Origin of the sequence: Streptomyces sp. NPDC093094 (assembly GCF_044754345.1) — a bacterium.
Lineage (GTDB): Bacteria > Actinomycetota > Actinomycetes > Streptomycetales > Streptomycetaceae > Streptomyces.
Genome location: NZ_JBIVOX010000002.1, coordinates 1 through 15712, shown reverse-complemented (window position 1 = coordinate 15712; position 15712 = coordinate 1). Strand labels below are relative to the sequence as shown.

The 15712-nt window shown below is 73.1% G+C and carries 15 protein-coding genes and 1 pseudogene; 8 read left to right on the top strand and 8 right to left on the bottom strand.

The annotated features are described in order from the left end of the window. Positions 1-243: 243 nt before the first annotated feature. Entirely contained in the window at positions 244-2076 is a 1833-nt protein-coding gene (locus ACIQGV_RS02930) for a peptidoglycan-binding protein (protein ID WP_402489575.1), read from the bottom strand. A gap of 164 nt (positions 2077-2240) precedes the next feature. Between ACIQGV_RS02930 and ACIQGV_RS02925 the strand changes: the two genes are divergently transcribed. After that, the gene (locus ACIQGV_RS02925) at positions 2241-4283 is read left to right on the top strand and encodes a DHA2 family efflux MFS transporter permease subunit (RefSeq protein WP_402489571.1); all 2043 of its coding nucleotides are present in this window, start codon (positions 2241-2243) and stop codon (positions 4281-4283) included. Positions 4284-4337: 54 nt separating this feature from the next. Here ACIQGV_RS02925 and ACIQGV_RS02920 read toward each other — a convergent pair whose 3' ends face one another. After that, positions 4338-4838, bottom strand: a complete 501-nt coding sequence (locus tag ACIQGV_RS02920) for a GNAT family N-acetyltransferase (protein ID WP_402489568.1) — start codon at positions 4836-4838, stop codon at positions 4338-4340. 137 nt (positions 4839-4975) lie between these two features. Between ACIQGV_RS02920 and ACIQGV_RS02915 the strand changes: the two genes are divergently transcribed. Then, positions 4976-5569, top strand: coding sequence for a hypothetical protein (locus tag ACIQGV_RS02915; RefSeq protein WP_402489566.1), 594 nt, complete (start codon positions 4976-4978; stop codon positions 5567-5569). Beyond that, entirely contained in the window at positions 5566-6099 is a 534-nt protein-coding gene (locus ACIQGV_RS02910) for a hypothetical protein (protein WP_402489563.1), read from the top strand. Before ACIQGV_RS02915 ends, ACIQGV_RS02910 begins: the two co-directional genes overlap by 4 nt. On the opposite strand, the gene ACIQGV_RS02905 is transcribed toward ACIQGV_RS02910, so the two are convergent. Then, on the bottom strand, positions 6096-6515 hold the full coding sequence (locus ACIQGV_RS02905; protein ID WP_402489560.1) for a DUF1992 domain-containing protein: 420 nt from the start codon (positions 6513-6515) through the stop codon (positions 6096-6098). The two genes, ACIQGV_RS02910 and ACIQGV_RS02905, sit on opposite strands and share 4 nt — an antisense overlap. Positions 6516-6614: 99 nt before the next feature. Here ACIQGV_RS02905 and ACIQGV_RS02900 point away from each other — a divergent pair, with 99 nt between their 5' ends. After that, positions 6615-7007, top strand: coding sequence for a hypothetical protein (locus ACIQGV_RS02900; RefSeq protein WP_402489557.1), 393 nt, complete (start codon positions 6615-6617; stop codon positions 7005-7007). A gap of 14 nt (positions 7008-7021) precedes the next feature. On the opposite strand, the gene ACIQGV_RS02895 is transcribed toward ACIQGV_RS02900, so the two are convergent. Continuing rightward, positions 7022-7693 (bottom strand): O-methyltransferase, encoded by a 672-nt coding sequence (locus tag ACIQGV_RS02895; RefSeq protein ID WP_402489554.1) that lies wholly within the window; start codon positions 7691-7693, stop codon positions 7022-7024. Positions 7694-7790: 97 nt separating this feature from the next. After that, the gene (locus tag ACIQGV_RS02890; RefSeq protein WP_402489553.1) at positions 7791-9017 is read right to left on the bottom strand and encodes a DUF2330 domain-containing protein; all 1227 of its coding nucleotides are present in this window, start codon (positions 9015-9017) and stop codon (positions 7791-7793) included. A gap of 271 nt (positions 9018-9288) precedes the next feature. Here ACIQGV_RS02890 and ACIQGV_RS02885 point away from each other — a divergent pair, with 271 nt between their 5' ends. Continuing rightward, positions 9289-11325 (top strand): bifunctional glycosyltransferase 87/phosphatase PAP2 family protein, encoded by a 2037-nt coding sequence (locus ACIQGV_RS02885; RefSeq protein ID WP_402489550.1) that lies wholly within the window; start codon positions 9289-9291, stop codon positions 11323-11325. Here ACIQGV_RS02885 and ACIQGV_RS02880 read toward each other — a convergent pair. After that, positions 11322-11744, bottom strand: a complete 423-nt coding sequence (locus tag ACIQGV_RS02880) for an ATP-binding protein (protein WP_402489547.1) — start codon at positions 11742-11744, stop codon at positions 11322-11324. The genes ACIQGV_RS02885 and ACIQGV_RS02880 overlap by 4 nt on opposite strands. Positions 11745-11837: 93 nt before the next feature. Between ACIQGV_RS02880 and ACIQGV_RS02875 the strand changes: the two genes are divergently transcribed. Further along, a complete protein-coding gene (locus ACIQGV_RS02875; protein ID WP_402489544.1) occupies positions 11838-12674 on the top strand; it encodes a helix-turn-helix domain-containing protein in 837 nt (278 codons plus the stop codon). Further along, positions 12646-12909, top strand: a complete 264-nt coding sequence (locus ACIQGV_RS02870; protein ID WP_402489541.1) for a DUF397 domain-containing protein — start codon at positions 12646-12648, stop codon at positions 12907-12909. The genes ACIQGV_RS02875 and ACIQGV_RS02870 overlap by 29 nt, the downstream gene beginning before the upstream one ends. On the opposite strand, the gene ACIQGV_RS02865 is transcribed toward ACIQGV_RS02870, so the two are convergent. Next, positions 12897-14066 carry a steroid 3-ketoacyl-CoA thiolase gene (locus ACIQGV_RS02865; protein ID WP_402489538.1) on the bottom strand — a complete coding sequence of 390 codons (1170 nt, stop codon included), beginning with the start codon at positions 14064-14066 and terminating at the stop codon, positions 12897-12899. The genes ACIQGV_RS02870 and ACIQGV_RS02865 overlap by 13 nt on opposite strands. Before the next feature lie 205 nt (positions 14067-14271). On the opposite strand from ACIQGV_RS02865, the gene ACIQGV_RS02860 reads away from it, so the two are divergent. Beyond that, entirely contained in the window at positions 14272-15507 is a 1236-nt protein-coding gene (locus ACIQGV_RS02860) for a cytochrome P450 (protein ID WP_402489535.1), read from the top strand. Between the two features lie 114 nt (positions 15508-15621). On the opposite strand, the pseudogene ACIQGV_RS02855 reads toward ACIQGV_RS02860, so the two are convergent. Then, positions 15622-15712 (bottom strand): annotated as a pseudogene (locus ACIQGV_RS02855) (lytic transglycosylase domain-containing protein); the annotation flags it as partial.

Below are 15712 nucleotides of genomic sequence, written 5' to 3'. Positions count from 1 at the left end.
GTGTGGATCCGGTGCGGATCCGGCCCGGTGCGGGTCTTGCGGGTACGTCGGTCGGGCCGGGCCCGATGCCGGGCCCGAGCTGCGGGTCCCGCTGCGGTTTCTCCCGTACGGGACCCGGTGCGGGGCCGGGGACGCGGTGCTCGGACTCCGGCGTGGGGCGCCGGCCCGGCGGGAACCGCGCGTCGTGCCACCGGACCCCGGCCGGGAGCCGGTGGCGGGTCCCGGCCGAGCCGCGGGCCGGTTCTACGGCTCGGACGTCTCCGATTCCAGCATCGCGCGGGTCGGCTGGTCGTAGACACCCAGCTCGGACTCGCGCAGGCCGCGGGCCCACTGGTAGGTGCGCAGCGCCTGCTCCACCGGCTCGTTGAACTTGCCGTTGATGTCGCCGTTGTACAGCCACAGCTGACGCAGACGCTGCTGGAGCTCGGTCACCTCCGGCCCCTTGTCGCCGCGGCGGAGCACCGCGCCGCCGGTGTCCGGGCTGGCGACCGGCTCCGCCGAGGCGGACGAGGCCGACGGGCTCGGCGACTCGCTGGACTCGGACGGCGACGGCGTGGGCGAACCGCTGGACTCGGACGCCGACGGAGAGGGGCTCTCGCTCTCACTCTCGCTCTCGCTGGGCGACGCCGACGGTGACGGGGAGGCCGACGCCGGGCCCGCGGACGTGAGGCTCGGGGACGGTTCCGGCGCGGCCGCCTCGCTGGTGGACGTCTCGGGCGCGGTGTCCCGGACGTCCGCGGGCAGCGCGGTGTCCCGTGAGGGCGTCTCGTAGGCGAACATCCCGCTCGCCAGGCCCGCCGCGGCCACCACGGCGACGACCGCCCCGGCGGAGGCCAGCATGATCGTCCGGCGTCGGCGGCCCCGTCCGGAACCGCCGCCCGACCTGGCGGCGGGCGCACCCGGCTCGCCGCCGGCCGCCTCGAACAGGCTCAGGTCCCGCTGGCTGGGCGCGGCGGCCGAGGGCGCGAGCGGGGTGGGCAGGGCGGTGGTGGCCTCCGGCGGTGCGGCAGGGGCCGAGGACGTGTGGGGCGCGCTCGCGGGGCCGGGCCTCACGGCGGCCTCCGGCGGCAGGGCGGCCAGCGACATGGTCCGCTCGGCGTCCGCCCCGGCGGTGCCCGGGCCTGTTCCGGCGGTGCCGGAGTGCGGGCCGGCGGCCTCGGGGTGCGTTCCGGCGGCCCCGGGGTGCGGGCCGGCGGTGCTCGGAAGCGGCCCTGCGGGGGCCGGGTCCGGTCCGGGGGCATGCGTGTTCCGGCCTGCGGTTCCCGGATTCGGTCCGGTGGCGGCCTCCGGGGGCAGGGCGGCGAGGGCCATGGTCCGTTCCGCGTCCGCCTCGGCGGCACCCGGCGGCTGCCCGGCGGCCCCGGGGAGCGGCCCCGTGGCACCCGGGCCCGTTCCGGCGGCCCCGGGGTGCGGGCCAGCGGTGCTCGGGAGCGGTCCGGCGGGGGCCGGGTCCGGTCCGGGGGCGTGCGTGTTCCGGCCTGCGGTTCCCGGATTCGGTCCGGCGGCCTCCGGGGGCAGGGCGGCGAGGGTCATGGTCCGTTCCGCGTCCGCCTCGGCGGTGCCCGGCGGCTGCCCGGCGGCCCCGGGGAACGGCCCCGTGGCACCCGGGCCCGTTCCGGCGGCACCGGGGTGCGGGCCGGCGGTGCTCGGGAGCGGCCCTGCGGGGGCCGGGTCCGGTCCGGCGGTACCCGGGGCGAACTGCCCCGGGCCGTTCATGGCGGCACCCGCGCCGGAGGGCGTGGCGCCCGGGACCGGGCCCGCGGCACCCGCAGGGCCCGACGGCCCGCTCGTGCCCGGCGCGGAGGCGCTCGTGCCGCCCGCAGCCGGACCCGTGGAGTCCGGTGCCGCGTCCGCGCCGCCGCCGGAGGCACCCGGGCCCCTGGAGCGGCCGGTCCGGCTCAGATCGACGTACGGGCGTATGCGGAGGGGGTCGAAGTCCTCCGCCGCGGCGGCCTCCGCCGTGCGGGTGTCCCGCAGGGCGTCTGCGGCCCGGCGGCCGCAGCCGCAGGACGGGGTGTTGTCCGGGGCACGGAGCGCCCCGCACTCGGGGCACGGATGGCCCTGCTGATCCGACACGCGTCCGTCCCTCCCCTTGCGAACACAGGTGATTATGCAGACACCCTCCACCGCATCCGCCCCAAGCCCCCGGAATTCCCGGCTCCGACAGGACTCGACAGGCCATAACGGGACACACCCACCACGATGGGAGGGGTAACGCGAGCGAGTCCCTGGAGGACCGTATGACCGACGCGCTGCGGGCGGAGCGGGGGCCGGCCGCCGATCAGGAGCATGTCCCCGGCAATGTCCTCGTCTCGATCGGCGCCCTGCTCCTGGGGATGCTGCTGGCCGCCCTGGACCAGACCATCGTCTCCACCGCGCTGCCGACCATCGTCAGCGACCTCGGCGGACTGGAGCACCTCTCCTGGGTCGTCACGGCGTACATGCTGGCCGCCACCGCCGCGACCCCCCTGTGGGGCAAGCTCGGCGACCAGTACGGGCGCAAGCGGCTGTTCCAGACCGCGATCGTGATCTTCCTGATCGGCTCGGCGCTGTGCGGACTCGCCCAGAACATGCCGGAGCTGATCGCCTTCCGGGCCGTGCAGGGTCTGGGCGGCGGCGGGCTGATGGTGCTGTCCATGGCGATCGTCGGCGATCTCGTCCCGCCCCGTGACCGCGGCCGCTACCAGGGGCTGTTCGGCGCGGTGTTCGGCGCCACCAGCGTCCTCGGGCCGCTGCTCGGCGGACTGTTCACCCAGCACCTGAGCTGGCGCTGGGTCTTCTACATCAACCTGCCCGTCGGCGTCGTCGCACTCGTGGTGATCGCCACCGTCCTGCGGCTGCCGCCGAAGTCGACCCGGCACGTCATCGACTACCTCGGCACCTTCCTCATCGCCTCCGTCGCGACCTGCCTCGTCCTCGTCGCCTCCCTCGGCGGCACCACCTGGGACTGGGACTCGCCCCAGATCATCGGGCTCGCGGTGCTCGGCGTCCTGCTGGCCGTGGCGTTCGTCGCCGTGGAGCGCAGGGCGGCCGAACCGGTGCTGCCGCTGAAGCTGTTCCGGATCCGCACCTTCACGCTGTCGGCCGTCATCAGCTTCATCATCGGCTTCGCGATGTTCGGCGCGATGACGTTCCTGCCGACGTTCCTCCAGGTCGTGCATGACATCACCCCGACCATGTCCGGTGTGCACATGCTGCCGATGGTCGTCGGGCTGCTGCTGTCCTCGACCGTGTCCGGCCAGATCGTCAGCCGCACCGGCCGCTGGAAGGTGTTCCCGATCGCCGGCACCGGCGTCACCGCGCTCGGTCTGCTGCTGCTCCACGAACTCGACGAGCACAGCTCCACCGGCGAGATGAGCGCTTATTTCTTCGTGTTCGGTCTCGGGCTGGGCCTCGTGATGCAGGTGCTGGTGCTGATCGTGCAGAACGCCGTCGGCTACGAGGATCTCGGCGTCGCCACCTCCGGCGCGACCTTCTTCCGCTCGATCGGCGCGTCGTTCGGTGTCGCCGTGTTCGGCACGGTCTTCTCCAGCCGGCTCGCCGACCAGCTCACCGACGCCTTCCGCGGTGTGCAGCTCCCGGCGGGCGTCACGCCCGAGTCGCTCTCCGCCGACCCGCGCGCCATCCGGTCGCTGCCGTCGCAGGAGCAGACCGACGCCCTGCACGCGTACTCCACCGCCATCACCGACGTGTTCCTCTACGCCGCCCCGGTCGCGCTCGTGGGCTTCGTGCTGGCGTGGTTCCTCAAGGAGGACCGGCTGCGGGCCTCGGTCACCGCGCCGGACGTCACGGAGACGCTGGCCAGCAATCCCGTCGAGCGGTCGTCGTACGACGAGGTGTGCCGGGCGCTGTCGGTGCTCGGCACCCGCGAGGGGCGGCGCGAGGTGTACCGGAAGATCACCGAGCGGGCCGGGTACGACCTGCTGCCCGCGGCGAGCTGGATGCTGCTGCGGATCAAGCGGTACGGGTCCGTGGAGCCGGCCGTGCTGGCGGAGCGCAGCCCGGTGCCGCTGACGGTGGTCATCGAGGCCGCGCGCCAGGTCGAGGAGCGTGGACTGGCCCGGCGCGAGGGGCTCGATCTCCTGCTCACCGATGCGGGCCGCGAGGTCGCCGAGCGGCTGGCCCTGGCCCGGGAGGAGTCCCTCGCCGAGCTCCTCGGCGACTGGTGGGGCCCGGACCGGCCCACCGATCTGGTCCAACTGGTCAAGGAGTTGAACGGCGAACTGTGTGGCTCCGAGAGGGAGGAGCCCCACGAGGACAACCCGCAGCCGCGTTTCGCGTGAAGCCGGCCGGGGCGGTGAGAACGGCGAGGGCGGTGGAGCCGGCGGAAGCGGCGCTCACAGGAGGTTCTTCGTGAACCAGTGCTCCGCGTACGGCTCGTCGTTGTGCCGTTCCGTCTCCTCGTAGCCGGACCGCGTGTACAGCGCCCGCGCCTCGACGAGGTCGCTGCGGGTGTCGAGGATCATCCGCCCGGCGCCCAGCGCCCGTGCCGCGTCCTCGGCCGCGGCCAGCAGCAGCGCCGCCCCGCCCTTGCCGCGCATGCCCTCCAGGAGGAACACCCGCTTGAGTTCGGCCGTGCGCGGATCCGCCAGACGCACGCCCGCCATGCCGGCCGGCTCGCCGCCGAGGCGTGCCACCAGCAGCTGTCCCGCGGGCGGGACCAGCCCGTCCGTCGACCCGGCCGCCATCTCCCGCTCCAGATCGTCGGGGTCGGTGCGGCGGCCCTCGTGCAGCAGGTACCAGCGGTCGCTGACCTCGGTGTAGTACGCCCGCCACAGCAGGGCTGCGGCCGGGGAGCCGACGGGTTCCGGGGCGATCGTCCAGGCGGTCGTGGTCATACGGTCATTGTCGGCGGTGGCCGGGACCGGCCGGTCACCGGGGGTGGCGGCCGTTTCACAGCGCCTTCACGGGCAACCCGGTAATCGAACCGGCCCCGTTGGAGGGCCGTCGGGCATCGACAACCCGGAAGGCTTACATGTCCACAGGACTGATCATCGCTTTGATCGTGGTCGTGGCGGTCGTGGTCGTCGCCGTCGCCGCCCTCGCGGCCCTGCGGGCCCGTCGCCCGCACGGCGGACGCAGTCTGCGGCGCCGCTTCGGACCCGAGTACGACCGGGCGGTGGCCCGGCACGACGGGGACACCGCGGCCGCCGAACGCGAACTCGCCGAACGCGTCGAACGCCACGGCGACCTGCACCCGGAACCGCTGGAGGCGGCCCGGCGCGAACGCTTCGAGGCCCGCTGGACGGCCGCCCAGGAGCTGTTCGTCGACGCGCCGCGCGCGGCCGTGTCCGAGGCGGACCATCTGCTCGCCGAGGCCGCGGAGGCGAAGGGCTTCCCGGACAGCCACCACTACGACGAACAGCTCTCCGCGCTGTCCGTGCACCACGCGGCGCACGTGGAGGGCTACCGGCACGTCCACCGGCTCGCCCAGACCTCCGAGGGGCAGGGCAGGGACGGCCGGTCCACCGAGGAGATGCGCGAGGCCATGGTCGAGGCGCGTGAGCTGTTCGAGGACCTGGTGGGGGCGGGGGCCCGGACGACGCACAGGAAGGGGAGCCGGGTATGACCGAGGTGACAGGACAGGCCGGCGGCACCACCGCCCCGCTGCTGGCGAGCGAGGACCGCGACAGGCTCGGACAGCGGCTGCGGCACGCCGTCGCCGAGTTCGTGGACGGACCCCGGCACGCCGTCGAGGAGGCCGACCGCACGCTGGAGGAGATCGCCGCGCGCTTCACCGACGCCGTCACCCGGCGGCGGCGGACCCTGCGCAGCTCCTGGCAGTCCGGTGACGCGCCGGGCGCCGGGGCCGACGACACCGAGCGGCTCCGCCTCGCCCTGCGGGACTACCGCGAACTCGCGGAGATCCTCCTGCACGAAGGCGGCGGCGACGGCCGCGGAAACGGTCACGGCGACGGCCGCACCGCGCTCACGGGCACGGGTGCCGGCGGCCGCACGGACCCCGCCCCCGAGGCGGCGGACCGGCAGACGCTCGCGAAGCCCCAGGAACGCCGGGAGGAGCCACCGGCGGTGACACCCGCACCGCCCACGGCGGAACCCCCGCAGCACACGGACCCGTCGCGCCGGTTCGAGAGCTAATCGCCCGAGGTCTCCCGGGCCCGGCCCTCCCGCCACTGCCGTACGACGTCCTCGACGTCGTACGGCTTCAGGCCCAGGGGAGGGCCGGGCGGCGGGCGGAACATCATGTCGCGGATCTTGGCGTTGACGGCCTCGACGATGTGGCGCACGCTCTGCTCGGACGGAGCCTTCATGGCCGCGACGAGCGCGTCCTCGGCCTCCTTGCGCAGGGCGAGAGCGGGAGGCAGGACCGCCAGGCCCTCGCGGGCCATCTTGCGCTTGACCCACCACAGTTCGTCGTACGGCTGCTCGACGTCGGCCGGCAACGGCTTGCCGACCCCCGGAAGCCGGGCGAACTCGCCCCGCGCCTCCGCGTCGCGGATCTGCCTGTCGGTCCAGGACTCGAAGCTGACCCCCGGTGGCTTTCGCTCGGTCATGAACCCATTGTGCCGGACGGGATACGGCCGGGCGTTTTAGTATGCGGCCGCGGCGTACCGACCGGCCCGCTGCTCAAGGACCTTCCAAGGGGAGCGCACGTGCTCGAACTGACCATGGCCACCGTCTCCGGGGCGGAAGCGGGAGCCACGGCCGGAATGCTCATGGCGGACGCGCCCAGCGAGCCCGGCGCCGTGCTGCGGGTCGGCCGGGACGCGTCCCTGTGCAGACTGGTGACGCCGGAGGACTGGCTGTTCGTCTCCCGGGTGCACCTGGAGTTCGGCTGCGGCGCCGACGGCGTGTGGCAGGTGACCTGGCTGCGCGGCTCGCAGGCGGAGCCGTCCTCCGAGGTCCGGCTCGCGGTCGGCGAGTACGCCCAGACCATCGCGTACGGCGGCACGGTGCGGCTGCCGCGCGGCGGCAACGGCGAGATCGTCGTCCAGGACCGCACCGCGCCGCGCAGCGTCAACGTCGGCTTCTACCACGAGGTCTGAGCCGGGAGGACCCCCTACGCCAGCACCCGGGCCAGCGCGAAGCCGTCCCAGCCCTTCGAGCCGACGGTCTGCACCGCCGTGCCGCTCAGCCGCGGGTGGGAGGCGATGAGGTCGAGGGCGGCACGTGTGCCCAGGACGTCGGAGGCGGTGCTGCCGGCGTCCAGGACACGTCCGCCCCGTACGACGTTGTCGAGGACGATCAGACTGCCCGCGCGGGTGAGCCTGAGCGCCCACTCCACGTAGTGCGGGTTGTTGCCCTTGTCGGCGTCGATGAAGACCAGGTCGAAGGGCGGCGGGTTCTCGTCGGCGAGGAGGGGCAGGGAGTCCAGGGCCGCGCCGACCCGGACCTCGGCGATCTTGTCGAGGCCCGCGCGGGCGAGGTTGCGGGTGGCGACCTCGGCGTGGTGCGGGTCGTACTCCAGGGAGACCAGCCTGCCGTCCTCCGGGAGCGCGCGGGCCATCCAGATGGTGCTGTAGCCCCCCAGGGTGCCGATCTCCAGGATGGTGCGGGCGCCCTGGACCTGGGCGAGGAGCTGGAGCAGCTTGCCCTGCGGAGCGGAGACCGCGATGGGCGGCAGGCCCTCGGCCTCGCTGTCCCGCAGGGCCGCCAGGAGGGCCTCGTCGTCCGGTGCGAGCTGGGCGGCGAAGTAGGCGTCGACCGCTTCCCAGGACTCTGACTGGCTCATGCACCTGTGCCTTTCGTGGCTGCGTCTCGTTCGTCAGGAGCGCTGACCGGTTACCTCAGGCGAACGTAGTGCCAGCACCGTTCGAGCGCCGTTGATTTCAGCCACCCGGCGTTTCCGCGAGGGCCGCGCGCCTGCGGGAGCGGAGGAACAGCACGGAGCCTCCGGCGGCCGCCACCGCCGTGCCGCCGAGCGTGAGCAGCCAGACCGGGACCCCCGCGACGCTGAGCAGCCGGTCGTCGTGGATCACCTGGCGGAACGGGGTGTCCGCGGCGGCCCGGGTCAGCTCGTGGTCGCCGGAGATCCGGGACGGCTGCGGGAACTCCTGCGCGAGAGCGGTCAGGTACGGCGTGCCCTGCGCCAGCCGTGCCAGCGGGCCCGTGGCCTCCGTGCCGACCTGCCCGGCGAAGGTCACCCGCGGCCGCTCACCGCCGATCCGCGAGCGCGGTTCCATCCGGTGCCCGGCGAGCACGTACAGCCCCAGGGACTGCGGGGTGGCCGCCAGCCGGGACAGCCGCATCGGGTACACCGGCTCCTCGGCGGCGAAGCTGAGGTGCAGCGGGTCGAGCGCGCCGGTGAGCGCGGCTCCCGGGGCGGACGACGAGCCGGGCGCCGGCGTGCCGTACGGATCCGGCGAGGCGGAGGCGGAGGCAGAAGGAGAGGCGGAAGCGGGGGCGGAGCCGGAGGGCGCGGGCGTCCCGGCCGCGTCCGGTGCCAGCCGGATCGCCACGTACTCCCAGCGCAGCTCGACGTACGGCCGCAGCGCCTCACGGAGGCGGTCCGGGAGCGTGAAGCCGTTGTCGCGCAGCCATCGCTCCAGGGCGTCCGGGTCCGTCGCCGTCAGCTGGGCCACGTCGAAGGGGCCGAGACGCCGGCGGCCGACCACGTCCACCCCGGCTCCGCCGGCCGCGCCGGGCGGCGGAGCGCCGGCCGTGTCGCCGTCGGAGACGAACGGCCAGTCCCCGTCCCTCGGCCAGAAGTAGGTCCGGTCGCGGTGGACGGGCGCGGTGACGGCGGCCAGCTCGTCGAACAGACCGGGGTCGCCCAGCCGTACCGTCGCCCGGTGCGGCACCGGCATGATCCAGGCGGCCTTCCGGGCGTCGCCGCCCACGGTCAGCCGCATCACGATCTGCTCCCGGCGCCCGTCCCAGCGCACCACGGACTCCTCGCGGTCCACCCGCACCCGCTGCCGTGCGTCCGGCACCATCGCGCCGCACCCGCACGCATACGCGGGCGCGGCCAGCTGTGCGCCGAGCTGGACGCCGAGCAGCACCAGCAGTGTCGCCAGCGCACGCGCACGTGACCGTCCGAACACAGATCCGATCATTTCCCCCGAGCCCTCCGTAGAGCCGACTACGAGCTTGCGACGACGCCACGGAAGATCCGGTTCCCGGTCCCGCCCCCGAGGTACCCGCCCTTCCGGAGAAGCGGGACGACTTGTCCGCGACTATCGTCTTCGGGGCGAATGAAGACTTGATGTCAGGTGAGTCCCAGGTTGCCTGTTTCTGTCCCGCAGGGGTGTCGCCGCCCGCGCGGGCCGGGAGAGGCACCCCGGGAACGCGGTGCGTGGGACGTACGGGGCGGGAGGCCGACGAGGCGTGGCGGATGCGGAGCGCGGTGGACGACCGGCGGAAGGCTTCGGGGCGACAGCGGTCGGCCCGGCCGGCCACCGCCGGCGGATGGTCCGGCTCGGCCTGTGGCTGATCGCCGCGATACTCGCCGCACGCCAGATGGCCGTCGTCCTCGGCTCGCCGCGCGGCGAGCGGCTGACCGACCTGGAGACCTGGGTGGGCCCGCACGGCGTGCTCCACGTGGAGGGCTCGCTCTACGACTCGACCCTGTTCACCGGCACCCCGTTCGGTGGTCTCGTCCTCAAGCCCCTCACTCGTTCGGCTGAACAGACCCTGGGCTGGGGCTGGACCTTCGGGACACTGCTGCTGGTCGTCGCGCTGGGCCTGGTGGCCGCGCGGGCCCTGCCGGCCGGGCGGCGCGCCTCCCCGTTCGCCGCGCCCGTCGCGATCAGCCTGCTGATGCTGTCGCTGCCGGTGCGCAACACCCTCTGGCTCGGCCAGACCAGCATCATCCCGGTCCTGCTCGTCCTGCTCGGCTGCTTCGCCGTACGCGGTGAACGGGCGAGCGGCGTCCTGGCCGGCCTGGCCGCCGCCCTCCAGCCGACGCTGCTGCTGTTCGCGCCGCTGCTGTGGTGCACCGGCCGGCGCAGGGCGGCCGAGTCCGCCGGAGCCACCTTCGCCGCCGCCACCGCCCTGGCCTGGGCGGCGATGCCCCAGGACTCCCTCACCTACTGGGTCCACCACGTGGCCGGCACGGGCCTGGGCGGCGCGGCGGACGCCCTGGCCAACCAGTCCCTGCACGGTGCCCTGCTGCGGCTCGGCCTGTCCGGACCGCCGGAGATCGCGCTGTTCCTGGCGCTGGGCGCGGCCGTGGCCGTCCTCGGCGTGCGCCGGGCCGTGCGCTACGCCCGTGACGGCCAGCTGCTGCTCGCCGTGGCCGTCACGGGCTGCACGGCGATCGTGGTGGCGCCCACGGCCTGGCAGCACCAGCTGCTGTGGGTGCTGCTCGCGGTCGTCGGCCGGGCCGGCACGCGGGCCTCGGACCGGTTCGTGTGGCCGGTCGCGGTCGTCCTCGTGATGACCCTGCCCGCGAGGATGATGCTGCCGGACGTGCCCGCGCTGCACCCGCTGCGGGACAACGTGATCCTCCTGGCGGCCCTGGCGGCGGCCACGTCCGTCCCGTTCCTGTCCCGCACCTCGCCCCTCCACGACCGGCCCGTCCCGACCTCTTACGCCCCGGCGGTCCCGGCCCGGTCCGGGCGCGTCCCCCTGCGGCCCGTCCTGCGCAGGGTGCTGACCCGCCCCAACCTCTTCCTCGAACTGCTGCTCATCCGGGTCACGTACGCCGCCTACCAGCAGGTCCGCCTCGCGGCGGCGGGCGGCAGCAACTCGGCGGGCCGGGCCCGGGCGGAGGAGCACGGCGAGCAGATCCTGGCGATCGAACGCTTCCTGCACCTCGACATCGAGCACGCCGTCAACCACGCCGTCGTGAAGACCGGCTGGCTGCGGGAGTTCTTCGACTTCTACTACACGTCGTTCCACTTCGGGATCCCGCTGACCGTCCTCGGCGTCCTGTACTGGCGCCGCCCGGTCGACTACCGCTGGGCCCGCTCCACGCTCGGCCTGACCACCCTGCTCGCCCTGGTCGGCTTCTGGCTCTACCCGCTCGCCCCGCCCCGGCTGATGCCGGACCTCGGCGTCGTCGACACCGTGCACGGCGTCCAGGACTTCGCCCGGCCGGACTACGGCACCCTGACGGCGCTCACCAACCAGTACGCCGCCATGCCGTCCCTGCACTTCGGCTGGTCCCTGTGGTGCGGCCTGGTCATCGCGATCGTCGCCCCCAGAGCCTGGATGAAGGCGCTCGGGCTCCTGCATCCCCTGTTCACGGTCTGCGCGATCGTCGCGACCGGCAACCACTGGGTCCTGGACGCGGTGGGCGGCGCGGCCGTCGTCGCCGCCGGCTTCGCGCTGGTGTACGTCTTCCAGGGCCCCCGGGCACGGCCGGCCGGGGCGGCCCGGAGGACGGACGACGAGGAGAGACGGGTTCCCGTGGAGCGTTAGACCTGCGGTCCGCACTCGAACCACACCGTCTTGCCCGTTCCGGGGGCGGAGACGACGCCCCACCTGTCCGTGACCGCGCCGACCAGGTGCAGGCCCCGGCCGCACTCCGCGTCCAGCGGGAAGCGGGGGAGCGGCCGGGCCAGGTGCGGGCCGTCGTCCGTGACCTCCACACGGACGCCGTCCCGCCGCCGCTGGATCAACAGGGTGCAGCGGCGGCCCGGGACATGCCGTACGACGTTCGCGACCAGCTCCGTCAGCGCCAGTTCCGTGGCGTCCGCCAGCTCCGCCATGCCCCACTCCGTCAGCAGCGAGCGGGCGATACGGCGGACGTGGCCCGCGGAGTGCGCTCCCGCCGTGAGATGCATGCGGTACTGCGGGCTGTAGGGGGCCAGGAGCGTGGGGGGAATGTATTCGTTCACGGGACGAGGCTGGCCTGGCGTGACTACTCTGGGCTACCGAACGGACACAACGGGTCCCGCAGTGGACCGAGTGGGGTGAGAGGGGCTGTTCGCGTGACCCACATCAACGTCCTCGACCCGGGGGCCTCGCCGCTCGACTACTACGGCTTCGAGCTGCGCAGACACCGTGAGGCGGCCGGGCTCACGCAGAGACAGCTCGGGGAGATCGTCAGCTACACGGGGTCCCTGATCGGCCAGATCGAGACCGCCCGGAAGGTGCCGACACCGGAGTTCAGCGAGCGGGTGGACGTGGCCCTGGGGACGGGGGGCCTGCTGTCACGGCTCGTGGACCTGGTGCTGCGGTCGCAACTGCCGGTTTGGTTTCAGCAGGTTGCGGAGCTGGAGCGGCGGGCGGTGGAGATCTGCACGTTCCACACGCACCTGGTGCACGGTCTGCTTCAGACCGAGGCGTACGCCCGCGCAGTTCTTGGTGCACTGGATCAGTCGTTCCTCGACGACCGCACCGCCGCACGGCTGTCACGCCAGCGCATCTTCGAGAAGGAGGAGCCGCCGGTCTTTTGGGCGGTCATCAGTGAGGGAGCATTGCTTCCGAGGCTGGGTGGGTCGAAAGTCATGCGTGATCAACTGGCCGCCCTGTTGGCTCTTGAGAAAAACCCTCTGATCAACGTTCAGATCCTGCCGCACGAGGCGGGCGTCCATGCCGGATTGCAAGGCTCTTTCGACCTCTTCCGCTTCTCCAGCGACCCGGCCATCGTCTACACGGAGGGGTACGGCAGCGGCCATCCGAGTGCGAATCCAGACACCGTCAAGGACTGCTCACTCCGTTACGATCATCTCCGGGCCGCCGCCCTCTCCTTGAAGGAGTCGGCGGAGCTGATCCGGCGAGTGATGGAGGAACGCTATGCGGAACCAGGCGATTCACTGGCGTAAGTCCAGCTACAGCGGCGATCAGGGCGGCGAGTGCGTCGAATGCGCGCCGATCGGCACCCTGTCCTGGCGCAAGTCCTCGTACAGCGGTGACCAGGGCGGCAGCTGCCTCGAAGTCTCCGAATGCTCCACCGCCGTCGCCGTCCGCGACTCCAAGAACCCCGCGGGCCCGGTGCTCACGCTCGGGCCCACGGCGTTCACGGCGTTCGTGAGGTGGAGCAGCGGCTACAGCCGCTGAATGATCGTGCCGGTGGCCAGCGCGCCGCCCGCGCACATGGTGATCAGCGCGAACTCCTTGTCCGTGCGCTCCAGTTCGTGCAGCGCGGTCGTGATCAGACGGGCGCCCGTCGCGCCGACGGGGTGACCGAGGGCGATCGCACCGCCGTTGACGTTGACCTTGTCGAGATCCTGGTCGAAGACCTGGGCCCAGCTCAGGACGACGGAGGCGAACGCCTCGTTGATCTCGACGAGGTCGATGTCGTGCAGGGACATGCCCGCCTTGCCCAGGACGGCCTTGGTCGCGTCGACGGGGCCGTCCAGGTGGAAGTGGGGGTCGGCGCCGACGAGGGCCTGGGCGACGATCCGGGCCCTCGGCCGGAGCTTGAGGGCGCGGACCGTCCTCTTGGACGCCCACATGATCGCCGCGGCCCCGTCGGAGATCTGCGAGGAGTTCCCGGCCGTGTGGACGGCGCTCGGCATCACCGGCTTCAGTCCGGCCAGCGCCTCCATGGACGTGTCGCGCAGGCCCTCGTCCCGGTCGGCCAGGCGCCACATGCCCTGCCCGGCGAACTGCTCCTCCTCGGTGGTGGGGACCTGCACGGCGAACGTCTCGCGCTTGAAGCGCTCCTCGGCCCAGGCGGTGGCCGCCCGCTGCTGGGAGAGGAGGCCGAGGCGGTCGACGTCGGCGCGGGTGAGGCCGCGGCGGTGGGCGATGCGCTCGGCGGCCTGGAACTGGTTGGGCAGGTCGACGTTCCACTCGTCGGGGAACGGCTTGCCCGGACCGTGCTTGGAGGCCGAGCCGAGCGGGACGCGGGACATGGACTCCACGCCGCAGGAGATGCCGACGTCGATGACGCCCGCCGCGATCATGTTGGCGGTCATGTGCGACGCCTGCTGGGAGGAGCCGCACTGCGCGTCGACGGTCGTCGCGGCGGTCTCGTAGGGCAGGCCCATCGTCAGCCAGGCCGTGCGCGCCGGGTTCATGGTCTGTTCGCCGGCGTGGGTCACCGTGCCGCCGACGATCTGCTCGACGCAGTCGGCGGGGATGCCGGTGCGGGCGAGGAGTTCGCGGTAGGTCTCGCCGAGCAGATAGGCGGGGTGGAGGTTGGCGAGCGCGCCGCCGCGCTTGCCGATGGGGGTGCGGACGGCTTCCACGATCACGGGTTCGGCGGCCATGGGGTGCGGTCCTCTCGGAGAGGGGGCGGGGGGTGGCTGGGCGTGCTCTCCTTGGGAACTAGTACGTGTTCTAGTTCTGTGTGCAGTCTCGGATGTGATGCCGGTCACCGCAAGGGTCTTGCAGGTTCGAGGGCGCCGAACTACCTTCTCCACGCCCTGTATCTGATGAACCGTCAGACAAGCGGTCGTACGGCTGGAGCCGCCGATGCCCTGTCCAGCGCTTCCCGACGGGTTCGACTTCACCGACCCCGACGTGCTGCACCACCGAGTGCCCCTGCCGGAGTTCGCCGAGCTGCGCCGGGCCGAACCGGTCCGCTGGATCCCGCAGCCGGGGAACGTGGCGGGCTTCCAGGACGAGGGCTACTGGGCGGTGACCCGGCACGCCGACGTCAGGCATGTGTCGACGCACCCGGAGCTCTTCTCGTCGACCCTCAACACCGCGATCATCCGCTTCAACGAACGCATCGAGCGCGACCGGATCGACGCCCAGCGGCTGATCCTGCTCAACATGGACCCGCCGGAGCACACCCGGGTCCGGCAGATCGTGCAGCGGGGGTTCACCCCGCGGTCGATCAGGGCGCTGGAGGGGCGGCTGCGGGAGCGGGCGCGGTCGATCGTGGCGGCGGCCGCGGCGCGGGAGGGGGACTTCGACTTCGTCACGGAGGTCGCCTGCGAGCTGCCCCTCCAGGCCATCGCCGAGCTGATCGGCGTGCCGCAGGACGACCGCGCGAGGATCTTCGACTGGTCGAACCGGATGATCGCCTACGACGATCCGGAGTACGCCGTGACGGAGGAGGTCGGGGCGCAGTCGGCCGCGGAGATCATCGCGTACGCGATGAACATGGCGGCGGAGCGCAAGGAGTGCCCCGCGAGGGACATCGTCACGACACTGGTCGCGGCCGAGGACGAGGGCAACCTGGCCTCCGACGAGTTCGGCTTCTTCGTCCTCATGCTGGCGGTCGCGGGCAACGAGACCACCCGCAACGCGATCACGCACGGGATGCACGCGTTCCTGACGCACCCGGACCAGTGGGAGCTGTTCAAGCGGGAGCGGCCGGTGACGGCGGCCGAGGAGATCGTGCGCTGGGCGACACCGGTGGTGGCCTTCCAGCGCACGGCCGTCCAGGACACGGAGCTGGGCGGGAAGGTGATCAGGAAGGGCGAGCGGGTCGGGATCTTCTACTCCTCCGCGAACCACGACCCGGAGGTCTTCGCGCGCCCGGAGGTCTTCGACGTCACCCGTGATCCGAACCCGCACCTGGGCTTCGGGGGCGGCGGACCGCACTTCTGCCTGGGCAAGTCCCTCGCCGTGCTGGAGATCGGCCTGATCTTCGACGCGATCGCCGACGCGATGCCGGACCTGCGCCTGGCCGGCGAGCCCCGCCGGCTGCGCTCGGCCTGGATCAACGGGGTGAAGGAGCTGCGGGTGAGCGCGCGCTGACGCCCGGGGCCCGTCCGGCAGGTCCCGGAGAACGCCGAAGCGGCGGCCCCCGGGGATCGGGGGCCGCCGCCGTCAGGTGAGCGGAGGGGAGGCCGGTGGCCGGCCGGGTCCGGCTCAGTACCAGCCGTTGGCCTGCCAGAAGTTCCAGGCGCCGACGGGGGAGCCGTAGCGGGAGTTCATGTAGTCCAGGCCCCACTTGATCTGG

Excerpts from the sequence above, each read along its gene's own strand:
- ACIQGV_RS02910 (WP_402489563.1), top strand. The coding sequence starts at position 5,566 with ATGACCGAGGTGACAGGACAGGCCGGCGGCACCACCGCCCCGCTGCTG.
- ACIQGV_RS02920 (WP_402489568.1), bottom strand. The coding sequence starts at position 4,838 with ATGACCACGACCGCCTGGACGATCGCCCCGGAACCCGTCGGCTCCCCG.
- ACIQGV_RS02870 (WP_402489541.1), top strand. The coding sequence starts at position 12,646 with ATGCGGAACCAGGCGATTCACTGGCGTAAGTCCAGCTACAGCGGCGAT.
- ACIQGV_RS02905 (WP_402489560.1), bottom strand. The coding sequence starts at position 6,515 with ATGACCGAGCGAAAGCCACCGGGGGTCAGCTTCGAGTCCTGGACCGAC.
- ACIQGV_RS02860 (WP_402489535.1), top strand. The coding sequence starts at position 14,272 with ATGCCCTGTCCAGCGCTTCCCGACGGGTTCGACTTCACCGACCCCGAC.
- ACIQGV_RS02915 (WP_402489566.1), top strand. The coding sequence starts at position 4,976 with ATGTCCACAGGACTGATCATCGCTTTGATCGTGGTCGTGGCGGTCGTG.
- ACIQGV_RS02890 (WP_402489553.1), bottom strand. The coding sequence starts at position 9,017 with ATGATCGGATCTGTGTTCGGACGGTCACGTGCGCGTGCGCTGGCGACA.
- ACIQGV_RS02865 (WP_402489538.1), bottom strand. The coding sequence starts at position 14,066 with ATGGCCGCCGAACCCGTGATCGTGGAAGCCGTCCGCACCCCCATCGGC.
- ACIQGV_RS02895 (WP_402489554.1), bottom strand. The coding sequence starts at position 7,693 with ATGAGCCAGTCAGAGTCCTGGGAAGCGGTCGACGCCTACTTCGCCGCC.
- ACIQGV_RS02925 (WP_402489571.1), top strand. The coding sequence starts at position 2,241 with ATGACCGACGCGCTGCGGGCGGAGCGGGGGCCGGCCGCCGATCAGGAG.